We start from the raw sequence: 20,510 nt of genomic DNA on the forward strand, positions 1-20,510 counted from the left end.
TGCGTATCAAACTTCTACTGCGCAAGTCTGCTGTTCGGTTCATGGATCTCTCCTACAAATGATGGTTGTCAGGGGATTAACCGGTTATGGAAGGTCGCCATACAGATGCCGCCCTCGCCACAACGGAGTTATTGATTAGACGCTCAAAAACAGGTTGCCTTACAACCGTCTGCAAGAGAATCGTGGAGGCTGTAAGGATCGGGCGGTCCGGGCGACCAAACTGTAATCCCGGGATAGGTACCGGCGAAGTGAATCAGGAGAGAGCGAATGAACCATGTTATTAATGGCCTGTTGGCCGGCCTTGTTGCCACCGTCGTGTTGTCGGTACTCATGGTGATAAAAGATATGATGGGGCTGATGCCCGATCTGAATGTGATCGGTATGCTGGCCGCTCAGATGGGTTCGGGGCCGACCATGGGGTGGCTGGCCCACATTATGATCGGAGTTGTCGGTTACGGCCTGGCCTATAGTCTGCTGTTTCGTCGCCTGCCGCTGGGAGGCCATGGAGTGCGTGGCATTCTGCTGGGTGTTGTGGGCTGGCTGGTAATGATGCTGGCGCTGATGCCAATGATGGGGGGCGGTTTGTTTGGCTCAGGCATGCCCAGCGGCATGATGGTCCCCATCGCCACCCTGATTTTGCACGTCATTTTTGGTGCGGTACTGGGCGGGGTCTATGGAAGACTCGGCCACGCCGAAGTGTAAAGCGGCTTTCTCATGGAACTTCTCTTTTTCGGGTTGATTGTCACCGTAACCGGCCTCCTGCTCTGGTGGCAATGGGCCATGCGGCGCCGGGCGCGACGTCTTGTCGGCCGCGCGGCGCCGGATACCCGGGCAGTTGACAGGCACTGCACGGCACGGCACCGGATCTACTTTTTTCATGCTCCTCGTTGCGGGCCGTGCCGGGCTGCGGCACCGGTGGTGGATAAGCTGTCGCGGCAATATTCCAATCTGATCTCGGTGGATGTTACCGCGCATCCCCGGCTGGCCTATGAATTTGGTATCGCTGTCACGCCCTCGTTTGTGGTTGTCACGAACGACCGGATCAGTGAGCTCAGGCTCGGCGCCGCCGGGGAGAGCTGGTTGCGCGCCCGTCTGGAGAGGGGCGCGGAGAGCATGGCATGAGTCTGCACACCGCCTGCTACCCTGTCCCAGGGATACCCATCCCGGGTTGGCTCGGTTACACTGTGGGTTATTTCTCCGGACCGTTTTCCGTCATGCGCGAACCATTACAGAGTGTTGCCAATCAAGGGGCCGAAGATGCCTTCTCCGAAGCGGCTATCGCCGCGTTGCGCCACGACATGCTGCGCTTTGCCCGCCTGCAGTTGCGGGAAGAGGCCGCTGCGGAGGATGCGGTGCAGGAGGCGCTGGCCGCCGCCTATGTCGCCCGCGACGGGTTTGCCGGCCGCTCCCAGCTCAAGACCTGGGTCTTTTCGATCCTGCGCAACAAGATCATCGATATCCTGCGTCAGCGCACCCGGCACCCGACCCAGAGCCTGACGGCTGACGACGGCAGCGATATGGAAGTCGAACAGCTGTTCAATGAAAAGGGCATGTGGCACAGGCAAAAGCGTCCCACCGATTGGGGCGATCCCGAAACCGAGCTCGACAACACCCAGTTCTGGCGCATCTTCGAGCTCTGCCTGGATGAGCTGGCCGAACAGCCGGCACGGGTCTTCAGCATGCGAGAATTTCTCGGTTTTGAGACGGCGGAGATCTGCGCCGAACTGGGCATCAGCGAAAGCAACTGCTGGGTGATTCTGCATCGGGCACGCTCCCGCCTGCGCCTGTGTCTTGAAAAAGAATGGTTTGCACAGGGGTAATAAACAGCATGCTCAACTGCAAAGACACTACCCGACTTCTGTCGCAACAGCAGGATCAATCGCTGTCGTTGCGCAGGCGGATGGCCCTGCGCTTTCACCTGATGATGTGTTCGGGCTGCCGCAACTATAACAAGCAGATCGATTTTATCCATAAAGCGTGCCGACGGTTCAGCGGTAAAGAGTAGCCGATCCGGGAGGCCTGGCCTGATATCTCGATACCTTGCCACGCATTCATGTTACTGACTGTATTGAATATAAAAAAGCCGGCCCGGGAGGATCGGGCCGGCAAACGCTTACGCGGAGGCAATGTAATTCAGGGGTTTAGCTTGCGACCAATCCAGTAATCCAGGCTGGCATACCGTCCGGCGCCATGGAAGAACAGCACCAGCAGCATGATGAAATAGGTGGCAGCGAACTCGATGCCGTTTTTCAAAATGGTGATACTGCCGTGCTCGGTCAGCCAGTTGTAATTACCATGTTCTTTGAGAATTTCACGAGCGACGTCGCGGCGTTCCACCGCACCCTCGATCATGTCCGTGCGCCACTCCCAGGGGACGGTCAGGGTGGTTTCCGGCAGGGCATGCCAGCCGTTCTCCCAGTGTGCCGTGGTCGCGGCCATGATCATGGTGATCATCAGGGGGATGGCAAACCAGCGCGTGGCTACCCCGATAAGGATGGCGATGCCACCGAAAAATTCCGCCGCACCGGCCAGCACGGCCATCAGCATCGGTGCGGGCAGACCCAGCATTTCGCCGAAATAATAGGCTGTGTTTTCCAGGCCGGTGAGCTTGCCATAACCGGCAAGAATAAAGATCGGTGCGAGAAACAGCCGCAACAACAGCGGCGCAAGAAAATCGAACTGCCGGCTCTTATCGAGCAGCCCCTGCATTTTCAGTAGAAAGTTCATTGTATCCTCCAGACCGGTTTCATTGTTTTGAGGGGGTTGCCCCTGTAACTGCAGGGACAGAATCGCATAACGGCATCGGGGCCGTGTTGTTCATTGCCTGCCTGATGAAATCGGGCGCTGCGGCGAAAGAGAGATGCCGCAGTGCCCGATAATATTGTCCGTCAGGCTGATGATGCAGTCATACGGCCTTGAGCGACAGGTTTAATTACTGCCGCACTTACCTTCACCGCATTTGCCTTCGGCATCTTTATCTTTTTTCTCGGATTGGGCGCCACATTTGCCTTCTCCGCACTTGCCTTCCTGGGTTTTGGCGTCGGCGCTTTTACCTTCGCCACACTTGCCTTCGCCGCATTTACCTTCACTGCCTTTTTCGGCAAGCAGCATGTAACCGTTGTCCAGCTCGCTCATGGCAAAGGGGTTGTCGCTTGCCGGTGTGGCGGCGGAGGCGATATTGCTGGCGGCCAGGGTGGTAGCGAGTGTGGCCCCGACGGCCCACGATACGGACTTGAGTGTCTTGTTTGAATGTGACATATGAATTCTCCATTAGCTTTTTGAATGACCATCCTGTTGATGCTCCTCCGCATGGCCGGGATGGTTGCCAATGCACGAGGTATTGATTCCAGCGAAGAGGGCTGATTCGAACAACAGAGCAAACAGGTTGTTGTTCAGACTTCTTCGTTACTGATTGGTCGTCGGGGTGCGGGGTTCCTTACACGATCTGTCTCGCTGGAGCCAGAAAAAACGCTTTCAAAAAGGCGAACAATTCGTCGTGCAAGGATCTGTCAAAGAGGGCGCGGGAAGGGAGGACCCGGCCCAGGCCCGGCTCAGATTCGGGGAAAATGCGTCAGGCGGCCGCGACCGGGGGTGGCGGCCGCGTCACTGGAGGAGGCGCTGTCCGGCATGATGGAGCGGATCCCCTGAAAGATCACTCCTTTCGAGTATCGTCGCTGTTATCGCTGTTATCGCTGTTATTATCCTTGTTCAGCCCCTCTTCCTCGGCAATGGCCCGATCAAGTTCGGCTTCCATTTCAGCTTCCATCTCCTCGCTGCTGAGCGGGGCCTCTTCCTGATCGGCTTCGTCAGCGGCCGCCGTTTCTTCTTCGCGCTTGCGTTTCATGATGCGCCCGAAGATGACCCCGACTTCAAACAGCAGCCACATAGGCACAGCCAGCAGGGTCTGGGAAATAATATCCGGCGGGGTCAGCAACATGCCCACAACGAAGGCGCCCACGATGATGTAGGGTCGTTTTTGCGCCAGAGCTTCGGGGGTTGTGACCCCGGCCAGGATCAGCATGATCGTGGCGATGGGGACCTCAAACGCCACCCCGAAAGCGAAAAACAGCTTGATGGCAAAGTCGAGATAGCTGGCGATATCCGGCCGGTAGTCAATACCTTCCGAGGCGAAGTTGGATGTGAACTCGAACACCAGCGGAAAAACGGCGTAATAGGCAAAAGCCATGCCCAGGTAAAACAGCACAATACTCGACAACAGCAAAGGCAGAGCCAGTTTTTTCTCATGTTTGTAAAGGCCGGGTGCGATAAACGACCAGATTTGATAAAGGACATAGGGGACAGAGAGAAAAAACGCGGCAATCAACGCCAGCTTGAATGGCGTAAAGACAGGCGAAATCACGCCGATGGCAAGCATCTTGTTGCCCTCGACCAGATAGCCCTGTAACGGTAACGAGAAGTAATAGTAGAGATCGTTGGCGACCGCCATCAAGGCCACGGTCAGGATCAATACCAGCCCGACGATACGCAGCAGGCGATCGCGTAACTCGACCAGATGCGAGAGGAACGGGGTCTCCTGTTCCACACCCTGATCGTTATCGTTCGGGTCTGTCTTGCTCATCAGCGGGGGTGTCGGACGCCTGATCGTCGTCAGGCGGCGTGTCAGTGGTTTCAGTGTCGGATTGCGGGCCTGCCGGTTCCGTCTTTTCGTCACGGCTTGCCTTGACCGGGTAATCCGGCTTCTCTTCTTCCTCGATGGTAAAACGGTCGCTGTCCATGATCTGCTTGATCTCGTCCAGGCCGGCGTCTTCTTCCAGGGCCTTGCGCAGCTCTTCCTGCTTCATTTCGCGATCGATATCGGATTTGACCTGGGTGACAAAGCGGCGCGTACGGCCGACCCATTTGCCCACGCTGCGGGCCACGCCGGGCAGACGCTCGGGACCGATCACCACCAGGCCGACCACGGCGATGATAATCATTTCAAGGAAGCCAATATCAAACATAAAATTAAAGGGGCGAGTGACGCGGGACGAGGGACGAGGAGACGGGCAGTCGCCCGGCTCCGCGCAGATGTGCCATGCTCAGATCCCTGTTCAGGTTTTGTCCTGGTCCTTGACCTTGCTGGCTTCGCCTTCGATGGTCTGGCCTTCGTCACTGCTTTCCAGTTTAGCCGAATCATCATTATCGTCGGTCTTTTCCTCGTCCTTGACCGCGCTCTTGAAGCCCTTCACGGCACTGCCGAGATCGGAGCCGATATTGCGCACCCGCTTGGCGCCGAACAGCAGCAGCACAATCAGCAGAATAATAACCAGTTGCCAGATACCAATACCCATGATGTTACTCCACGTCGTAAACGTTAACGATTATTGAGGCGCTGTCTGTATCAATTACAAACAATCAGCGCCGTGACTATTCAAAGCCGGGCATATTCCGGCCGCCCATCAGATGAATGTGCAGATGAAAGATAATCTGCCCGCCACCTTCTCCGGTGTTGATAATGGTGCGAAAGCCGTCATCCAGCCCCTGCTGTTTGGCGATCTTCGGCAGTTGTCGCAGCATGTGTCCCAGCAGCGCATCGTGCTGCGGATCGAGCTCGTTGAGGCTGGCGATGTGCTCGCGCGGGATTGCCAGCAGATGCACCTCGGCCTTGGGATTGATGTCCCTGAAGACGATCATCAGCTCGTCTTCATAGACCCGATCCGAGGGAATCTCATCGGCGAGAATCTTGCAAAACAGGCAATCGCTCATGATGACCTCACTGCTTCCGGTTGGCTTTCTCTTCCAGTCCCGACAGGCCGAAGCGGCGCGCCAGCTCGTCGAGCACCTGATCCGGGCCAAGCCCCTGCTGCGCCAGCATCACCAGGGTATGAAACCACAGATCGGCGGTTTCATAAACGATCTGTTGCGGATCCCCGTCCTTGGCGGCCATCACCGTCTCGGTAGCCTCCTCGCCGATTTTCTTCAAAATCGCGTCCAGTCCCTTGCCGTAGAGCCCGGCGACGTAGGAGCTGTCGGGATCGGCCCCCTTGCGCTGTTCGAGCACCTCGGCGAGTTGTTGCAATATGTCGCTCATAGGCGGGGATTATTCCACGTTTGGGGGCGTTTGTGGGGATGCTATTTATATATGGCGTCGGGATCCTTGATAACCGGCTCCACCTCGACCCACTGATCGTCCTGTAACTGCTTGAAAAAACAGCGATGTCGGCCGGTGTGGCAGGCAATGCCGCCCTTTTGCTCCACCTCCAGCAAAACCACGTCATTGTCGCAGTCCAGGCGGATATCGTGGATGATCTGCTCGTGGCCCGACTCTTCGCCCTTGCGCCACAGCTTGCCCCGGGAGCGCGACCAGTAGATCGCCTTGCCCTCCTGCACACTCAGCGCCAGCGACTCGCGGTTCATCCAGGCCAGCATCAGCACCTGGCCCGTGCCCGCCTCCTGGGCAATCACCGGCACCAGCCCGTCTTCCGTCCACTTGATCTCATCCAGCCAGTTTGTGCTCATAGTCATAGTACTCTTGAAAACGCGGAGATCGCGGAGTCGCGGAGCCGCAGAGTTTTAAAAAAATTCAGGCTGACAGCATTCTCTGGGTTATCAATTTCATTCTCCGCGGCTCTGCGCCTCTGCGACCTCCGCGTTAATAACCCGTGTAACTAGAGCCGGACTTCGATGTCGCTGCCGGCCATGCGCCGTTTGGCTTCCTCGATGCTGTATTCGCCGAAGTGGAAGATACTGGCGGCGAGCACGGCGTCGGCGTGGCCCTGTTTGATGCCGTCGACCAGGTGGTCCAGGTTGCCGACGCCGCCGGAGGCGATGACCGGGACGCTGACCGCCTCGCAGATGGCACGGGTCAGATCGAGATCGAAGCCCTGCTTGGTGCCGTCGCGATCCATGCTGGTCAGCAGGATCTCGCCGGCGCCGTACTCGACCATCTTTTGCGCCCATTCGACGGCGTCCAGGCCGGTGGCCTTGCGTCCGCCGTGGGTGAAGATCTCCCATTTTTTCGGATCCTCGCTCACCTGTTTGGCGTCGATAGCGACCACGATGCACTGGGAGCCGAATTTCTCTGCCGCCTCGCGCACGAACTCGGGGTGGTCGACCGCGGCGGTATTGATGGCGACCTTGTCGGCCCCGGCGTTGAGCATGGCGCGCACATCCTCGATCTTGCGAATCCCGCCGCCGACGGTCAGGGGAATAAACACCTGGCCGGCGACCTGTTCCACCACATTGATCATGGTCTCGCGGTTTTCGTGGCTGGCGGTAATATCCAGAAAGGTCAGCTCATCGGCGCCCTGCTCATCATAGCGGCGCGCGATCTCCACCGGATCCCCCGCATCGCGGATATCCACAAACTGCACACCCTTCACCACGCGGCCCTTGTCCACGTCCAGGCAGGGAATAATTCGTTTGGCCAGGCCCATATCAGTTCTCTTTTCTACATTCAGAATTTAACGCGGAGGACGCAGAGGCAACGTAGAGCAATTTTGAATGCTTAATGTTGAATTTTGAATTGCCAAACCGGGAGTTAATTCAAAATTTAAAACCCAACATTCAAAATTATTACTTTTCGTCTCCTCTGCGCCTCCGCGCCTCCGCGCCTCCGCGATCTCTGCGTTTTTAATCAGCAACCTGGAAAAATGGCACTATTCGCCGCCGCAGGTGTCGGCCAGGGCGGCGCCTTCGGCGAAGTCCAGGCTGCCTTCGTAGATGGCGCGGCCGGTGATGGCGCCCATGATGCCTTCGTCGGCGACGTCGCAGAGGGCGCGGATGTCGTCCATGTTGGTGATGCCGCCGGAGGCGATGACCGGGATGGCCATCGACTGGGCCAGCTTGACCGTGGCCTCAACGTTGACCCCGCTCATCATGCCGTCGCGGCCGATGTCGGTGTAGACGATGGCCGAGACCCCGTCCTGTTCAAAATGCTGGGCCAGATCGATCACGTCGTGACGCGAGAGTTTGGACCAGCCGTCGATGGCGACCTTGCCGTCTTTGGCATCCAGACCGACGATGATGTGGCCGGGAAATTCCAGGCAGAGATCGTTGACGAAATGGGGCGCATTGACCGCCTTGGTGCCAATAATGACGTACTGCACGCCGGCATCGAGATAGGCTTCCACGGTCTCCTCGTCGCGGATGCCGCCGCCGATCTGAATGGGCAGATCGGGATAGGCGCTGGCGATGGCGTGGACGACCTCGGCGTTGACCGGCTTGCCGGCGAAGGCACCGTTGAGATCGACGATATGCAGGCGGCGGGCGCCGGCCTCCACCCAGCGGGCGGCCACGCTGACCGGGTCGTCGGAAAAAATCGTTTCATCTTCCATTTTACCCTGACGCAAACGGACGCATTTGCCGTCCTTGAGGTCGATGGCAGGGATCAGCAGCATGGTGAAATCTCTCGTGTTTGTTCGAACGTCACAGTGGTGTGCTTAGAGGGAACCGTCCCAGTTCAAAAAGTTGGTGTACAGTTGTATGCCGGCGTGCTGGCTCTTCTCCGGATGGAACTGTACGGCAAATACATTACCTTTTGCCAGTGCGCAGGTAAACGGAATCCCGTAGTTGCAGGAGGCGGCGATCAGGTCCGGTTCGCTCGGTTCCACATAATAACTGTGGACAAAGTAAAAGCGGGCGCCGTTGGCAATGCCCTGCCACAGCGGATGCTCCACCTGCGGATAGATCTGGTTCCAGCCCATGTGCGGGATCTTGAGCGGTTCGTCGCTGAGAGGATCGCGCATGGCTTTGTTGAAGGCGAGTACCTTGCCGGGCAGCAGCCCCAGACAGCGGGTGCCGTCGTTCTCGGCGCTGTACTCCATCATCGCCTGCATGCCGACGCAGACCCCCAGCAGTGGCGTGCCCTGTTCGGCCACCTGGTGAATCACCGGCTCCAGGCCCAGGCGACGGATCTCCGCCATGCAGTCGCGAATCGCGCCCACCCCGGGGAGGACAACATGCCCGGCCCGGGCGATCTGTTCGGGATCGGCGGTCACCAGAACCCGGCGGGCAGGATCGGCCTTTTCCAGAGCTTTGCTCACCGAGTGGAGATTGCCCATTCCATAATCAATTACAGCAACAGTAGACATAGTCGTCGAGGTGGTTAAGCGGGGTCGCCCCCGGTGGTGGGTTCAGAGGCTGCCCTTGGTGGACGGCAGGATGCCCTGCATTCGCGGATCGGGCTCCAGCGCCATACGCAGCGCCCGGCCGAAGGCCTTGAAGGCGGTTTCGGCAATATGGTGGGCGTTGCGGCCGCGCAGGTTGTCGATATGCAGGGTTACCCGGGCGTGGTTGACGAAGCCCTGGAAGAACTCGCCCAACAGGTCCACGTCAAACTCACCGATGTGCGAGCGCGGGAAATCGAGGCCGTATTCCAGCCCCGGCCGGCCGGAGAAATCGATCACGACCCGGGAGAGTGCCTCGTCCAGCGGGACATAGGCGTGCCCGTAGCGGCGGATGCCCTGCTTGTCGCCCACCGCCTTGTCAAAAGCCTGGCCCAGGCTGATGCCGATATCCTCCACCGTGTGGTGGGCGTCGATGTGCAGATCGCCCTGTGCCTGGAGGGTGATATCGATCATGCCGTGGCGCGCCACCTGCTCGAGCATGTGCTCGAGAAACGGCAGGCCGGTACTGAGCTGGACCTCGCCCTGGCCGTCCAGATCAATACCGACCTGGATCCGGGTCTCCAGTGTGTTGCGTTCGATGTTGGCACGGCGTGCGGACATGATGGCTCCAGTCAATGGCGCGGGCCAGCGCCGGATTATAAAGGCGATAGCATACCGAAATAAGCGGCTGCGGCAAAATCCGGATTCTAGCAGATTCCCGGCGCAATGCCGCAGGTTTCGGCTCGGGTATTTCGTGATTTTTTAATCAAGCTATTAAACCAACTGTTTTGTTAAGTCGGGCCCGGTGCGCGTATAGTTTATCAAGGTGGTCCTGCAGGCTGCCGCTAAATCTGTCATAACCAACCGGAGTCGGTCGAGGTCCATGTCCAAACAACGCGTCGTCAATCTGTCCGAAGTGCGCACCCAGTGCCAGAAGTGCAGCCTTTATCAGCTTTGCATGCCAATGGGGTTGGCCGAAGGCGATCTCAACAAGCTCGATAAAATTATCAAACGTCGCCGGCCGGTGGAAAAAGGCGAATTTCTGTTTCGTCTTGGCGAGGACTTCATCTCGTTGTATGCCATCCGCTCCGGTTCGTTGAAGACCTATACCAGCCAGAGTGATGGCCAGGAACAGGTGATCGGCATGCACCTGCCCGGCGAGTTGATTGGCCTGGATGCGATTGGCGATAGTCGTCACGGCTGTTCGGCGGTGGCACTGGAGACCACCAGTGTCTGCGAGATTCCCTTCGAGCACCTGGAGGCGCTGAGTCGCGAGATCCCCGGTCTGCAGCATCATCTGTTCCGGTTGATGAGCGCCGAGATTCAGCACGATCAATGTCACATGACGGTACTCGCCCGCATGCCGGTGGAGAACCGCCTGGCCAGTTTTTTGCTGAGCCTGTCCGATCGTTACAAACTGCGCGGTTACTCGGCCAGCGAGTTCAATCTCAGTATGTCGCGTAGCGATATCGCCAATATGCTCGGGATGGCCATGGAGACCATCAGCCGGTTGCTGACCGGTTTTCAGGAGCAGGGCCTGATCCAGGTGGAACGCAAACATATCCGTATTCTGGATGCGGCCGGTCTGCGCGCGATCGCCGGCCAGTGTGGCGAGTTGCCCGACAGTCCCGTGGATAACTCCAGTTCCCACAGCGCCTGAGCCGCTCACCCGGGCGGCAATTCCCCGACGTTAAAAAAAATACGGCTTTTCTTTTGATCCAGATCAAGGCCTGGACTAGGTTTACTCCTGTGGCTTGGATATGGTTCAAGCTCGTAGCCTTCCCTTGGTTTGCTGAGAACAAAAAGGAAAGTCCATGGATAACCAATCGACCTATAACTACAAGGTGGTGCGCCAGTTTACGGTAATGACCGTCGTCTGGGGCATCGTCGGCATGCTGGTCGGGGTATTGATTGCGGCGCAGCTGGTCTGGCCGGCGCTCAATTTCGATATCCCCTGGCTCACCTACAGCCGCCTGCGGCCCTTGCATACCAACGCCGTAATCTTCGCCTTCGGCGGTTCGGCACTGTTTGCCACCTCCTACTATGTGGTGCAGCGGACCTGTCAGGTGCGTCTGTTCGGCGATCGGCTGGCGGCATTTACTTTCTGGGGCTGGACCCTGGTAATTTTGCTGGCGGCCATCAGCCTGCCCCTGGGGATAACCAGCAGTAAAGAGTATGCCGAACTGGAATGGCCGATCGATCTGTTGATCACCGTGGTGTGGGTTGTCTACGCCATTGTCTTTTTCGGCACCCTCGCCAAACGCCGGGTCAAACATATCTATGTGGCCAACTGGTTCTTTGGTGCCTTTATCCTGACCATCGCGGTATTGCATGTGGTGAACAGTCTGGCCATGCCGGTGACACTGACCAAGTCCTATTCGGTTTACCCCGGGGCCATCGATGCCATGGTGCAGTGGTGGTACGGCCATAACGCGGTGGGCTTTTTCCTGACCGCGGGCTTTCTGGGTATGATGTATTACTTTATCCCCAAGCAGGCGGAGCGGCCGATCTACTCCTACCGGCTGTCGGTCGTGCACTTCTGGTCGCTGATTGCTATCTATATGTGGGCCGGGCCGCACCATCTGCACTACACCGCCCTGCCCGACTGGGCCCAGTCGCTGGGGATGGTGTTCTCGCTGATCCTGCTGGCGCCCTCCTGGGGTGGCATGATCAACGGCATCATGACCCTCTCCGGGGCGTGGCACAAATTGCGCACCGATCCGATTCTCAAGTTCCTGATCGTCTCGCTGTCGTTCTACGGCATGTCCACCTTTGAAGGGCCGATGATGTCGATCAAGACGGTCAACTCCCTCTCCCACTACACCGACTGGACCATCGGCCATGTGCATTCCGGCGCGCTGGGCTGGGTCGGGCTGGTCACCATCGGCTCGGTCTATTTCCTGATCCCCAAACTGTTTGGCCGGGCGCAGATGCATTCGGTGAAACTGATCGATGTACATTTCTGGATCGCCACCATCGGTATCGTGGTGTACATCGCAGCGATGTGGATCGCCGGGGTCATGCAGGGGCTGATGTGGCGTGCGGTGAACGATGACGGCACCCTGACTTACAGTTTTGTGGAAAGTCTGGAAGCGATGTACCCGTTCTATGCGGTGCGTCTGCTCGGCGGGGTGTTGTATCTGGCAGGCATGTTGATCATGGCCTACAACGTATGGAAGACCATCGCCGGCCCGAAGGCCGCGGCGGATGACCGCATTCCACAGACGGCTTAACCGGAGGACAGCATCATGAGTCATGAAAAAGTCGAAACCCATGCCGGCCTCCTGGCCCTGTTCGTCATCATCGTGATTAGCTTCGGCGGTCTGGTGGAAATCGTACCCCTGTTCTTTATCAAGGACACCACCGAGCCGATCGATGGGCTGAAACCCTATAGTGCCCTGGAACTGGAGGGGCGTGATATCTATGTGCGTGAAGGCTGCTATACCTGCCACTCACAGATGATCCGTCCGTTTCGGGCGGAGACCGAGCGCTATGGTCACTACTCGGTGGCGGGCGAATTCGTCTATGACCGGCCTTTCCAGTGGGGCTCGAAGCGTACCGGGCCGGATCTGGCGCGGGTCGGTGAACGTTATTCGGACGACTGGCACCGGGTGCACCTGATCAACCCCCGCGATGTAGTCCCCGAGTCCAATATGCCGGGCTTCCCGTGGCTGGCGGAAAATGAGCTGGATGGCAAACATACGGCGAAAAAGCTACAGGTTATGAACCAGCTTACTGAGGCGACCTGTACCGGTTGCCAGACCTATAGCGAGGAAGAGATCGCCAATGCGGCCGAGCAGGTCAGGGGCAAGACGGAAATGGATGCCCTGATTGCCTATCTGCAGAGCCTGGGTACCAGCATTAAGACGCGGAGGTAACGAGCATGGACATGAATGATGTACGCAGCTGGTACACCCTGATCGTCTTCGCAGTGTTTATCGGTATCGTTATCTGGGCCTGGAGCAGCAAACGCAAAAAAGATTTTCACGAAGCTGCGCATCTGCCATTGAATGAGCCGGAGTATCCCCGCGCCAAAGAGAATAAGGAGAACGGATCATGAGTACCTTCTGGAGCTGGTTTGTGGCCGTGATTTCGATCGGCATGATTCTCGCCTGCTACTGGCTGATCAAGTGGACTACCCGACGGCGTAGCGGTGAAGCGGCCGAAGGCGATGTGACCGGGCATACCTGGGACGGCAACCTGGAGGAGTATAACAACCCGTTGCCCAACTGGTGGTTGTGGCTGTTTTATATCACCATCATTTTCGCGCTGATCTATCTGGTGCTCTATCCGGGACTGGGTAATTTTAAAGGCGTTTTAAACTGGACCTCGACCGGCCAGTATGAACAGGAGATGGAAGTGGCCCAGCAGGAGTATGGTCCCATCTTTGCCGGTTACGCCGAAACGGAGATTCCGGCGCTGGCACAGGATAACGAGGCGATGGCCTCCGGTCGGCGTCTGTTTCTGACTTATTGCGCCACCTGTCACGGTTCCGATGCCGGGGGCGCGCGCGGCTTCCCCAGCCTCAAGGACGATGACTGGTTATGGGGGGAGCATCCCCAGGCAATCAAGACCAGTATTCTCGATGGTCGCACCGGGGTGATGCCGGCGCAGGGGCACCTGGGTGAGGAGGCGATCGACAATGTCACGGCCTACGTGATGAGCCTCAGCGGTCGCGAGGCGGATGAGGAAAAGATCAGGGCCGGTCAGCAGGTATTCAAACAAAACTGCGCGGTATGTCATGGTTCGGACGGTACCGGTCAGAGCACGATGGGCGCACCTAATCTGACCGACAATATATGGTTGTACGGAGGTTCGCCGGGCGTTATCCGTCAGACCATTCGTGAGGGGCGTCAGGGCGAGATGCCCGCGCATCGCGAATTCCTCGGTGAGGACAAGGCACACCTGCTGGCGGCCTACGTCTATAGCCTGTCTGATTAACCCTCATCAGCGGCGGCGGGAGTGGATACCCGCCGCCCGGTATCATAAGGAGTTGCGTCATGCTGGATCTATTGTTCGGAAGCTGGACCGGTATCCTCTCGTTGGGTGTATTGATCGTCTCCGTGGCGATTATCGGCTATCTTTTCTATATGTTTTTTTTCAGGCCGCCGAAAAAGTAGTCGCATCATGCACAGGGTGCCTTTCCGGCAAGGCGTCAACTCTGGGCGATGATATTCGGGCCGGTATGTATGACGGAGGTAGTCGAGCGTGGTGAAACAATCTGCCAGTTGTCGGAGTTTTGATGAGTAACCGGCAAGACAAGGCCCGGCCGTCCGAACAGGCCGTTGAGCAGGAACTTTACGCCAAACACCAGAAGATCTATCCGCGCGAGGTGCACGGTATTTTTGCCACCCTGCGGATTATCGGGGTGCTGGTGTTGCTGGGGCTCTATTACCTGTTGCCGTGGTTCTCCTGGGACGGCCATCAGGCGGTGTTGTTCGATCTGCCGGCGCGCAAGTTTTATATCTTCGATCTGACTTTCTGGCCACAGGACTTTTTCTATCTGGCCGCGCTGTTGATCATCGCCGGCCTGTCGCTGTTTTTCTTCACTGCCCTGGCGGGACGGCTGTGGTGCGGTTATGCCTGTCCGCAGACGGTCTGGACCGAGCTGTTTCTCTGGATCGAGCGCAAGATCGAAGGCGATCGGCCCAAGCAGATGAAACTGGCCAAGTCGCCCTGGAACACCAACAAGCTCGTACGCCGTGGCAGCAAGCAGATTGTGTGGATTTTATTGTCCCTGTGGACCGGCTTCACCTTTGTCGGCTATTTCACGCCGATTACCGAATTATGGCAGAGCATGCTGCAATTCGATCTGGGGCCGTGGGAAACCTTCTGGGTCTTCTTCTACGGTTTTGCGACCTATGGCAATGCCGGCTTCATGCGCGAGCAGGTGTGTATTTACATGTGCCCCTACGCGCGCTTTCAAAGCGCCATGTTCGACAAGAATACCCTGGTCATCTCCTACGATCCCAACCGTGGCGAGCCGCGCGGGGCGCGCAAACGGGGGACGGACAAAGAGGCGAAAGGGCTGGGGGACTGTATCGACTGTACGCTCTGTGTGCAGGCCTGCCCCACCGGCATCGATATCCGTGACGGCCTGCAGTATCAGTGCATCGGGTGTGCCGCCTGTATCGATGCCTGTAATGAAGTCATGGACAAGATGAATTATCCGCGCGGGCTGATCCGCTATACCACCGAAAATGCCCTGGAAGGCAAGCCGAGTCGGGTGCTGCGCCCGCGCATCTTTGTTTATGGTCTGTTACTGCTGCTGATTACCGCGGCGGTCTTTTACAGCATTGCCACACGCGTGCCCCTGGAACTCAACGTGATGCGCGATCGCAATACCCTCTATCGCGAAACCAATCAGGGGCTGGTGGAGAATATCTATACGCTCAAGATTCTGAATATGGACGATACGGCGCACACCTATCGCCTGACCATCGACGGTCCGCCGCAGATGGAGTTGCAAATGGCGCGCGATGTGTTGAGGGTGGAGCGCGGCGGCGTGATGGAATTCCCGGTTCAGTTACGTATCGATCCGGTCCATCTGGAGAAAACCGGCTATGACATACAATTCCACCTGGAAGCTGTCGACGAGCCGGAGTTGACGGTAACCCAGACCGGCCGGTTTATCGGTCCGGCGATGCGCTAACCAGGGAGACCCTCGGTAATGGTTTACACAGCTGTCGAAAACAATCCACCACCCTGGTACCGGCAGTTCTGGCCCTGGGCTTTGATCGCCCTGCCGGGCACGGCGGTCATCGCCAGTATTGCGACCCTGATCATTGCCATACAGAACCCCGATGGGCTGGTGGTGGATGACTATTACAAGCAGGGCCTGGCGATTAATCAGACCCTGGCCCGGGATCGCCAGGCCCGTTTTCTCGGCCTGCAGGCAACGGGCCGGATCGGAGCGGACGGCGCGATCCGCCTGACCCTGGACGGCAAGCAACCTGTCGCGGCGCAGCGGCTTCGCCTGCGTCTGCTCCATCCCACCCGGGCCGATGAAGACCAGACACGCTGGTTAGAGGCGGGGGAGTCCCCCACCACCGCTTATCGCGGCCAGCTTGAGACGCCGCAGCCGGGCCGCTGGCATCTGCTGCTGGAGCCGGAACAGGGTGGCTGGCGCCTGGTCGGCCGCCTGGAATGGCCCGGCGAGGGGCAGATCGAGCTCGCGCCCGCTCGGGGCGCAGACGAATAAGGGCTATAATCAGCGGGTCTTTTATCCGGGAGAAAGAGGATGTCGCAAATACCGAAAATCCAGCAGGTGGTCGCGGTACTCTGGCCCTCGTTTTTGACAGCGGCGCTGGCAACGATCCTGTTTTTTACGGCGTTTGATCCGCAGTTGCTGATGGAGCTGGCCGGTTACGGCGAGATCAGTCGTCTGGCGGGGTACACCATGGGCTTCTTTTTGTTCTGGTTATTGACGGCGGTGACCTGCGCCCTGACCTGCTATTTTCAAAAGCCCCTGCCCCGGCCCCGGTGAGTAGCGGCCCGGCGGGTTTGCGTTTTACGAAGCAGCAGGCAGGATAACCACGCGGATCGACCTCAGGGGCCGGGGTTAGCCATTGCGTGAGCGGGCATTGCCACCGCGGCGTTGGCCGCCCTGTCCGGGGCGCCGCCGACCCTGCGGGGGTTTCTGGCGCGGCGGCGGGGCGTTGGGATCCCGTTGTGGGGGGTTGGGTTTGATCAATAATTGCGGATCCATCGGGGCCACGGGGATCTTGTGGCCGATGTACGCCTCGATATCCGGCAGGGAGAAGACGTACTCATCACAGGCGAAGCTGATCGCCTCGCCCGTGGCGCCGGCGCGGGCCGTGCGCCCGATGCGATGCACGTAGTCCTCGGCGTCCTGGGGCAGATCGAAGTTGATAACGTGGCTGACTGCGGGGATATGCAGACCACGTGCGGCGACATCGGTGGCCACCAGCAGGTTGAGCTCCCCGTCGCTGAACTGGCGTAACAGTCTGAGGCGCTGTTTTTGCGGTACATCGCCGGTCAGCAGGGCAGCGGCCTGATCGTTGCCGCGCAGGTAGTCGGCGATCTTCTCCCCCGCCCGTTTGGTGTTGACGAAGATCACCGCGCGCTCGACGTGCTGGGTGGCCAGGATGCCCAGCAGCAGGCTGATCTTCTCTTCCTTGGCGGGGTAGTAGACGCTCTCAATCACCTGCTCGGCGGTGATCTGTTCCGGCTCGATTTCCACCGCTTCGGGATTGTTCATGTGCTCGTAGGCCAGCTCCTTGACCCGGTGCGAGAGGGTGGCGGAGAACAGCAGATTCAGCCGCCGGTCGGCCTCGGGCAGGCGGCGCAATAAAAACCGGATATCCTTGATGAAGCCGAGATCGAACATGCGATCGGCCTCGTCCAGTATCATCACCTGGATGGCCTGCAGATCGAACACCTTCTGCTTGAAATAATCGATGATTCGCCCCGGGGTGCCGATGAGGATATCCACCCCGGTCTCCAGCTGCTGGCGCTGGCTGTCGTAGCCGGTGCCGCCATAGGCCAGGCCCAGGCGCATACCGAGGTGTTTGTTGAGCAGCTCGGCATCCCTGTGGATCTGGACGGCCAGCTCGCGGGTCGGAGCCAGGATCAGGGCGCGCGGCTGGTTGGGCCGGCGCTGCGCGTCAGCCGGGTGACGCAGCAAATGGGCGAACAGGGCGATCAGAAAGGCCGCCGTCTTGCCCGTGCCGGTCTGGGCCTGACCGGAGACGTCCCTGCCCGCCAGGGCCAGGGGCAGGGTCTCGGCCTGAACCGGAGTGCAGTATGAAAAGCCCGCCTCTTCAATGCCTTGCAGCAACGGGGCGGGCAGATCCAGACTGGCGAAGCGGGTCTGTGACAGGTGCGTATCACTCATGGGCACACAGAATAGCAGATCAGCATCTTTTTGGGACTTGAAATAACGCCAATCTTGGGCTCAAATGTAACTTCATACGCTCCCTGCACAAGCGACCCCGCACGGGCAGGGCAATGGCCCACATGGTATGTCAGGCGCCCGAAGACGTGTTAAGGTTAGCCGCCCGATATCACCCGAGTCAGTCAATGTTCTGCGACTGCAAAACAACACAAATGGGAGAAACACGTTGAGCGACAAGATCGTTTACGTCACAGATGCCACGTTTGAAGATGAAGTTCTCAAGGCGGAAGAACCGGTCCTGGTCGACTACTGGGCCGACTGGTGTGGCCCCTGCAAGATGATTGCCCCGATTCTGGATGAAATCGCCGATGAGTATGGTGGCAAGATCAAGATCGCCAAACTCAATATTGACGAAAATCCCGGGACCCCGCCCAAATTCGGCATCCGCGGTATTCCAACCCTGATGCTCTTCAAAAGCGGCAATGTCGAGGCGACCAAGGTGGGCGCGGTTTCCAAGTCCCAGCTGACCGCGTTTATCGACAGCAACCTGTGAGCATTTTTTTGGTCCAGCTCATCACGCCGGGGCTGGACGAACCTGTTTTTTGGTGATAACTTTAAGGCCAAGAACGCATACGAATACCATCGTTTTATTTGTAACCGGCCTTCACGGGCAACCCCTCAAGCAACCCTGATACAGACGCTGACCGCGTAGCCGGCAGTCCGGTGCGTGTGATGCCGCGTAACCCAACCTGATTGTAAGACAACACCTATGAACCTCACGGAACTCAAACAAAAACACGTCGCCGATCTGATCGTGCTCGCCCAGGAGGTGGGTATCGAAGGAATGTCCCGTTCCCGCAAACAGGACATCATCTTTTCCATTCTCAAGGCCCATGCCAAAAGCGGCGAAGATATCTACGGCGATGGGGTCCTGGAAATCCTGCAGGACGGTTTCGGCTTTCTGCGTTCGGCGGAAAGTTCCTACATGGCCGGCCCCGATGATATCTATGTCTCGCCCAGCCAGATCCGGCGCTTTGCCCTGCGTACCGGCGACACGATTTCCGGCAAGATTCGCCCGCCCAAAGACAGCGAACGTTACTTTGCGATGCTCAAGGTAAATGACATCAATTTTGAGTCGCCGGAAAAAGCCAAGAACAAGGTGTTGTTCGAAAATCTGACGCCGCTGCATCCCAATGAACGGATGCAACTGGAGATCGGCAACGGCAGCTCCGAAGACATCACGGCGCGGGTGATCGACATGGTTGCCCCCATCGGCAAGGGCCAGCGCGCCCTGCTGGTCTCACCGCCCAAGGCGGGCAAGACCATGATGCTGCACAATATTGCTCACTCCATTACGCATAACTACCCCGAATGTCATTTGATCGTCCTGCTGATCGACGAGCGGCCCGAGGAGGTGACGGAAATGTCACGCTCGGTGCGCGGCGAGGTGGTCTCCAGTACTTTCGACGAGCCGGCAAGCCGCCACGTGCAGGTCGCCGAGATGGTGATTGAGAAGGCCAAGCGCCTGGTCGAGCACAAAAAGGATGTGGTGATTCTGCTCGATTCCATTACCCGTCTGGGGCGGGCCTACAACACCGTGGTCCCCTCTTCCGGCAAAGTGCTGACCGGGGGGGTGGACGCCAATGCCCTGCAACGGCCCAAGCGCTTCTTCGGCGCGGCACGCAATATCGAGGAAGGTGGCAGCCTGACCATCGTCGCCACGGCACTGGTCGAGACCGGCTCGCGCATGGACGACGTGATCTACGAAGAGTTCAAGGGCACCGGCAACATGGAGATCCACCTGGATCGCAAGATTGCCGAGCGGCGCATCTATCCGTCGATCAACATCAATCGCTCCGGTACCCGTCGCGAGGAGTTGCTGACGGCGCCCGATGAGCTGCAGAAAATGTGGATTCTGCGCAAGGTGGTACACGACATGGATGAAGTGGCCGCCATGGAATTCCTGCACGACAAGCTGGAAGCGACCAAGACCAACGCCGAGTTTTTCGATTCCATGAAGCGTTGATCCGGCAGCGTTGATCAGGCCGCGTTGATCGGGCAACGTTCAGGCTCCCGCGGCAGGACTGAACCAGGACGAAAATGCCAGCCAGGACAAACGACTGTAAACAGTTGTTCAGGTGGTTTGTGCGCTGACCCACCGCGCCGGTTTTGACAGTTTCGGGAAAAAGAACGAAGATTATTGTAGGGGCATCGGTGCCCCGGTAGCTGCAGGATCGAGCCATGCCAGGATCCGGGACGACCTACCACATTGATTTCGACGACTGGGTGCGCCTGGCCCGGACCGATCCGGCGCGGTTCGAGCATTTGCGGGACCGGGTGCTGGATTACTCGATTGCCCGTGCTCCGGCTGATCGCCAGGAGCGGCTGCGGCGTCTGCAATGGCGTGTCAACCAGGTGCGCAACACCGCCAGCAATCCTCTTTCGGCCTGCATCGCCATCTCCAACATGATGTGGTCCAGCTTCAATCATCTGGGCGAGGCCTATGACGATTTGCAGCACGCCCGGCGTCCGTTCCGCCGCTGTGCCCGGATTCTGCCGTTTCCCGAACAGCCGCCCCGCAGCAAGGTGTAAATCGTCGGCGAGAC

At 58.4% G+C, this 20,510-nt stretch carries 28 protein-coding genes; 15 read left to right on the forward strand and 13 right to left on the reverse strand.

Going from position 1 to position 20,510, the window contains the following annotated elements:
• Positions 1–267: 267 nt before the first annotated feature.
• The 4 genes from EDC23_RS01420 to EDC23_RS01435 are packed head-to-tail and all read left to right on the forward strand — an operon-like array spanning position 268 to position 2,005.
• Positions 268–702 carry a DUF6789 family protein gene (locus EDC23_RS01420; protein WP_134080488.1) on the forward strand — a complete coding sequence of 145 codons (435 nt, stop codon included), beginning with the start codon at positions 268–270 and terminating at the stop codon, positions 700–702.
• Between the two features lie 12 nt (positions 703–714).
• Positions 715–1,122 carry a thioredoxin family protein gene (locus EDC23_RS01425; protein ID WP_134080489.1) on the forward strand — a complete coding sequence of 136 codons (408 nt, stop codon included), beginning with the start codon at positions 715–717 and terminating at the stop codon, positions 1,120–1,122.
• On the forward strand, positions 1,119–1,820 hold the full coding sequence (locus EDC23_RS01430; protein ID WP_208321241.1) for a sigma-70 family RNA polymerase sigma factor: 702 nt from the start codon (positions 1,119–1,121) through the stop codon (positions 1,818–1,820). Before EDC23_RS01425 ends, EDC23_RS01430 begins: the two co-directional genes overlap by 4 nt.
• Before the next feature lie 8 nt (positions 1,821–1,828).
• Positions 1,829–2,005, forward strand: a complete 177-nt coding sequence (locus EDC23_RS01435; protein ID WP_134080490.1) for a zf-HC2 domain-containing protein — start codon at positions 1,829–1,831, stop codon at positions 2,003–2,005.
• A 128-nt stretch (positions 2,006–2,133) separates the two neighbouring features.
• On the opposite strand, the gene EDC23_RS01440 is transcribed toward EDC23_RS01435, so the two are convergent.
• From EDC23_RS01440 to hisB, 12 genes are all read right to left on the reverse strand, one after another.
• Positions 2,134–2,727 (reverse strand): HvfX family Cu-binding RiPP maturation protein, encoded by a 594-nt coding sequence (locus tag EDC23_RS01440; RefSeq protein ID WP_134080491.1) that lies wholly within the window; start codon positions 2,725–2,727, stop codon positions 2,134–2,136.
• A 201-nt stretch (positions 2,728–2,928) separates the two neighbouring features.
• Positions 2,929–3,258 carry an HvfA family oxazolone/thioamide-modified RiPP metallophore gene (locus EDC23_RS01445; RefSeq protein ID WP_134080492.1) on the reverse strand — a complete coding sequence of 110 codons (330 nt, stop codon included), beginning with the start codon at positions 3,256–3,258 and terminating at the stop codon, positions 2,929–2,931.
• Positions 3,259–3,652: 394 nt separating this feature from the next.
• Positions 3,653–4,579: a twin-arginine translocase subunit TatC gene (gene tatC, locus EDC23_RS01450; protein ID WP_134080493.1), complete on the reverse strand. Its 927-nt coding sequence runs from the start codon at positions 4,577–4,579 to the stop codon at positions 3,653–3,655.
• Positions 4,554–4,961 carry a Sec-independent protein translocase protein TatB gene (gene tatB, locus EDC23_RS01455; protein ID WP_134080494.1) on the reverse strand — a complete coding sequence of 136 codons (408 nt, stop codon included), beginning with the start codon at positions 4,959–4,961 and terminating at the stop codon, positions 4,554–4,556. Before tatB ends, tatC begins: the two co-directional genes overlap by 26 nt.
• Positions 4,962–5,051: 90 nt before the next feature.
• Positions 5,052–5,291 (reverse strand): twin-arginine translocase TatA/TatE family subunit, encoded by a 240-nt coding sequence (gene tatA / locus EDC23_RS01460; protein WP_134080495.1) that lies wholly within the window; start codon positions 5,289–5,291, stop codon positions 5,052–5,054.
• A gap of 76 nt (positions 5,292–5,367) precedes the next feature.
• The gene (locus EDC23_RS01465) at positions 5,368–5,706 is read right to left on the reverse strand and encodes a histidine triad nucleotide-binding protein (protein WP_134080496.1); all 339 of its coding nucleotides are present in this window, start codon (positions 5,704–5,706) and stop codon (positions 5,368–5,370) included.
• 7 nt (positions 5,707–5,713) lie between these two features.
• Positions 5,714–6,031, reverse strand: coding sequence for a phosphoribosyl-ATP diphosphatase (locus EDC23_RS01470; RefSeq protein WP_134080497.1), 318 nt, complete (start codon positions 6,029–6,031; stop codon positions 5,714–5,716).
• A 41-nt stretch (positions 6,032–6,072) separates the two neighbouring features.
• Complete coding sequence (gene hisI / locus EDC23_RS01475) at positions 6,073–6,459, reverse strand: phosphoribosyl-AMP cyclohydrolase (RefSeq protein ID WP_134080498.1); 387 nt, start codon at positions 6,457–6,459, stop codon at positions 6,073–6,075.
• Positions 6,460–6,608: 149 nt separating this feature from the next.
• Complete coding sequence (gene hisF / locus EDC23_RS01480; protein ID WP_134080499.1) at positions 6,609–7,376, reverse strand: imidazole glycerol phosphate synthase subunit HisF; 768 nt, start codon at positions 7,374–7,376, stop codon at positions 6,609–6,611.
• A gap of 222 nt (positions 7,377–7,598) precedes the next feature.
• Positions 7,599–8,339 (reverse strand): 1-(5-phosphoribosyl)-5-[(5-phosphoribosylamino)methylideneamino]imidazole-4-carboxamide isomerase, encoded by a 741-nt coding sequence (gene hisA, locus EDC23_RS01485; RefSeq protein WP_134080500.1) that lies wholly within the window; start codon positions 8,337–8,339, stop codon positions 7,599–7,601.
• Between the two features lie 42 nt (positions 8,340–8,381).
• The gene (gene hisH, locus EDC23_RS01490) at positions 8,382–9,032 is read right to left on the reverse strand and encodes an imidazole glycerol phosphate synthase subunit HisH (protein ID WP_134080501.1); all 651 of its coding nucleotides are present in this window, start codon (positions 9,030–9,032) and stop codon (positions 8,382–8,384) included.
• A 42-nt stretch (positions 9,033–9,074) separates the two neighbouring features.
• On the reverse strand, positions 9,075–9,668 hold the full coding sequence (gene hisB / locus EDC23_RS01495) for an imidazoleglycerol-phosphate dehydratase HisB (RefSeq protein ID WP_134080502.1): 594 nt from the start codon (positions 9,666–9,668) through the stop codon (positions 9,075–9,077).
• Between the two features lie 262 nt (positions 9,669–9,930).
• Here hisB and fnr point away from each other — a divergent pair, with 262 nt between their 5' ends.
• The 8 genes from fnr to EDC23_RS01540 all read left to right on the forward strand — a co-directional run bounded on the left by fnr (position 9,931) and on the right by EDC23_RS01540 (position 16,533).
• Entirely contained in the window at positions 9,931–10,707 is a 777-nt protein-coding gene (gene fnr / locus EDC23_RS01500; protein ID WP_134080503.1) for a fumarate/nitrate reduction transcriptional regulator Fnr, read from the forward strand.
• A gap of 154 nt (positions 10,708–10,861) precedes the next feature.
• Entirely contained in the window at positions 10,862–12,280 is a 1,419-nt protein-coding gene (ccoN, locus tag EDC23_RS01505; protein ID WP_134080504.1) for a cytochrome-c oxidase, cbb3-type subunit I, read from the forward strand.
• Between the two features lie 15 nt (positions 12,281–12,295).
• Positions 12,296–12,925 (forward strand): cytochrome-c oxidase, cbb3-type subunit II, encoded by a 630-nt coding sequence (gene ccoO, locus EDC23_RS01510; RefSeq protein ID WP_134080505.1) that lies wholly within the window; start codon positions 12,296–12,298, stop codon positions 12,923–12,925.
• A gap of 5 nt (positions 12,926–12,930) precedes the next feature.
• On the forward strand, positions 12,931–13,107 hold the full coding sequence (locus EDC23_RS01515; protein WP_134080506.1) for a cbb3-type cytochrome oxidase subunit 3: 177 nt from the start codon (positions 12,931–12,933) through the stop codon (positions 13,105–13,107).
• Positions 13,104–13,988, forward strand: coding sequence for a cytochrome-c oxidase, cbb3-type subunit III (ccoP, locus tag EDC23_RS01520; RefSeq protein WP_134080507.1), 885 nt, complete (start codon positions 13,104–13,106; stop codon positions 13,986–13,988). Before EDC23_RS01515 ends, ccoP begins: the two co-directional genes overlap by 4 nt.
• A 301-nt stretch (positions 13,989–14,289) precedes the next feature.
• Positions 14,290–15,699 (forward strand): cytochrome c oxidase accessory protein CcoG, encoded by a 1,410-nt coding sequence (ccoG, locus tag EDC23_RS01530; protein WP_134080509.1) that lies wholly within the window; start codon positions 14,290–14,292, stop codon positions 15,697–15,699.
• 18 nt (positions 15,700–15,717) lie between these two features.
• Positions 15,718–16,248 carry a FixH family protein gene (locus EDC23_RS01535; protein WP_134080510.1) on the forward strand — a complete coding sequence of 177 codons (531 nt, stop codon included), beginning with the start codon at positions 15,718–15,720 and terminating at the stop codon, positions 16,246–16,248.
• A gap of 39 nt (positions 16,249–16,287) precedes the next feature.
• Positions 16,288–16,533 (forward strand): hypothetical protein, encoded by a 246-nt coding sequence (locus EDC23_RS01540; RefSeq protein ID WP_134080511.1) that lies wholly within the window; start codon positions 16,288–16,290, stop codon positions 16,531–16,533.
• 75 nt (positions 16,534–16,608) lie between these two features.
• Here the strand turns inward: EDC23_RS01540 and rhlB are convergent, their stop codons facing one another.
• Positions 16,609–17,904 carry an ATP-dependent RNA helicase RhlB gene (rhlB, locus tag EDC23_RS01545; protein WP_134080512.1) on the reverse strand — a complete coding sequence of 432 codons (1,296 nt, stop codon included), beginning with the start codon at positions 17,902–17,904 and terminating at the stop codon, positions 16,609–16,611.
• Between the two features lie 226 nt (positions 17,905–18,130).
• Between rhlB and trxA the strand changes: the two genes are divergently transcribed.
• From trxA to EDC23_RS01560, 3 genes are all read left to right on the forward strand, one after another.
• On the forward strand, positions 18,131–18,457 hold the full coding sequence (trxA, locus tag EDC23_RS01550; RefSeq protein ID WP_134080513.1) for a thioredoxin TrxA: 327 nt from the start codon (positions 18,131–18,133) through the stop codon (positions 18,455–18,457).
• A gap of 216 nt (positions 18,458–18,673) precedes the next feature.
• Positions 18,674–19,930: a transcription termination factor Rho gene (rho, locus tag EDC23_RS01555; RefSeq protein WP_134080514.1), complete on the forward strand. Its 1,257-nt coding sequence runs from the start codon at positions 18,674–18,676 to the stop codon at positions 19,928–19,930.
• Positions 19,931–20,145: 215 nt separating this feature from the next.
• Entirely contained in the window at positions 20,146–20,496 is a 351-nt protein-coding gene (locus tag EDC23_RS01560) for a DUF3135 domain-containing protein (protein ID WP_134080515.1), read from the forward strand.
• Positions 20,497–20,510: the final 14 nt, after the last annotated feature.

Origin of the sequence: Thiohalophilus thiocyanatoxydans, assembly GCF_004366735.1 — a bacterium.
In the GTDB taxonomy this organism is placed as follows: Bacteria; Pseudomonadota; Gammaproteobacteria; order UBA6429; family Thiohalophilaceae; genus Thiohalophilus; species Thiohalophilus thiocyanatoxydans.

Excerpts from the sequence above, each read along its gene's own strand:
- EDC23_RS01420 (WP_134080488.1), top strand. The coding sequence starts at position 268 with ATGAACCATGTTATTAATGGCCTGTTGGCCGGCCTTGTTGCCACCGTC.
- EDC23_RS01425 (WP_134080489.1), top strand. The coding sequence starts at position 715 with ATGGAACTTCTCTTTTTCGGGTTGATTGTCACCGTAACCGGCCTCCTG.
- EDC23_RS01430 (WP_208321241.1), top strand. The coding sequence starts at position 1,119 with ATGAGTCTGCACACCGCCTGCTACCCTGTCCCAGGGATACCCATCCCG.
- EDC23_RS01435 (WP_134080490.1), top strand. The coding sequence starts at position 1,829 with ATGCTCAACTGCAAAGACACTACCCGACTTCTGTCGCAACAGCAGGAT.
- EDC23_RS01440 (WP_134080491.1), bottom strand. The coding sequence starts at position 2,727 with ATGAACTTTCTACTGAAAATGCAGGGGCTGCTCGATAAGAGCCGGCAG.
- EDC23_RS01445 (WP_134080492.1), bottom strand. The coding sequence starts at position 3,258 with ATGTCACATTCAAACAAGACACTCAAGTCCGTATCGTGGGCCGTCGGG.
- tatC (WP_134080493.1), bottom strand. The coding sequence starts at position 4,579 with ATGAGCAAGACAGACCCGAACGATAACGATCAGGGTGTGGAACAGGAG.
- tatB (WP_134080494.1), bottom strand. The coding sequence starts at position 4,961 with ATGTTTGATATTGGCTTCCTTGAAATGATTATCATCGCCGTGGTCGGC.
- tatA (WP_134080495.1), bottom strand. The coding sequence starts at position 5,291 with ATGGGTATTGGTATCTGGCAACTGGTTATTATTCTGCTGATTGTGCTG.
- EDC23_RS01465 (WP_134080496.1), bottom strand. The coding sequence starts at position 5,706 with ATGAGCGATTGCCTGTTTTGCAAGATTCTCGCCGATGAGATTCCCTCG.
- EDC23_RS01470 (WP_134080497.1), bottom strand. The coding sequence starts at position 6,031 with ATGAGCGACATATTGCAACAACTCGCCGAGGTGCTCGAACAGCGCAAG.
- hisI (WP_134080498.1), bottom strand. The coding sequence starts at position 6,459 with ATGAGCACAAACTGGCTGGATGAGATCAAGTGGACGGAAGACGGGCTG.
- hisF (WP_134080499.1), bottom strand. The coding sequence starts at position 7,376 with ATGGGCCTGGCCAAACGAATTATTCCCTGCCTGGACGTGGACAAGGGC.
- hisA (WP_134080500.1), bottom strand. The coding sequence starts at position 8,339 with ATGCTGCTGATCCCTGCCATCGACCTCAAGGACGGCAAATGCGTCCGT.
- hisH (WP_134080501.1), bottom strand. The coding sequence starts at position 9,032 with ATGTCTACTGTTGCTGTAATTGATTATGGAATGGGCAATCTCCACTCG.
- hisB (WP_134080502.1), bottom strand. The coding sequence starts at position 9,668 with ATGTCCGCACGCCGTGCCAACATCGAACGCAACACACTGGAGACCCGG.
- fnr (WP_134080503.1), top strand. The coding sequence starts at position 9,931 with ATGTCCAAACAACGCGTCGTCAATCTGTCCGAAGTGCGCACCCAGTGC.
- ccoN (WP_134080504.1), top strand. The coding sequence starts at position 10,862 with ATGGATAACCAATCGACCTATAACTACAAGGTGGTGCGCCAGTTTACG.
- ccoO (WP_134080505.1), top strand. The coding sequence starts at position 12,296 with ATGAGTCATGAAAAAGTCGAAACCCATGCCGGCCTCCTGGCCCTGTTC.
- EDC23_RS01515 (WP_134080506.1), top strand. The coding sequence starts at position 12,931 with ATGGACATGAATGATGTACGCAGCTGGTACACCCTGATCGTCTTCGCA.
- ccoP (WP_134080507.1), top strand. The coding sequence starts at position 13,104 with ATGAGTACCTTCTGGAGCTGGTTTGTGGCCGTGATTTCGATCGGCATG.
- ccoG (WP_134080509.1), top strand. The coding sequence starts at position 14,290 with ATGAGTAACCGGCAAGACAAGGCCCGGCCGTCCGAACAGGCCGTTGAG.
- EDC23_RS01535 (WP_134080510.1), top strand. The coding sequence starts at position 15,718 with ATGGTTTACACAGCTGTCGAAAACAATCCACCACCCTGGTACCGGCAG.
- EDC23_RS01540 (WP_134080511.1), top strand. The coding sequence starts at position 16,288 with ATGTCGCAAATACCGAAAATCCAGCAGGTGGTCGCGGTACTCTGGCCC.
- rhlB (WP_134080512.1), bottom strand. The coding sequence starts at position 17,904 with ATGAGTGATACGCACCTGTCACAGACCCGCTTCGCCAGTCTGGATCTG.
- rho (WP_134080514.1), top strand. The coding sequence starts at position 18,674 with ATGAACCTCACGGAACTCAAACAAAAACACGTCGCCGATCTGATCGTG.
- EDC23_RS01560 (WP_134080515.1), top strand. The coding sequence starts at position 20,146 with ATGCCAGGATCCGGGACGACCTACCACATTGATTTCGACGACTGGGTG.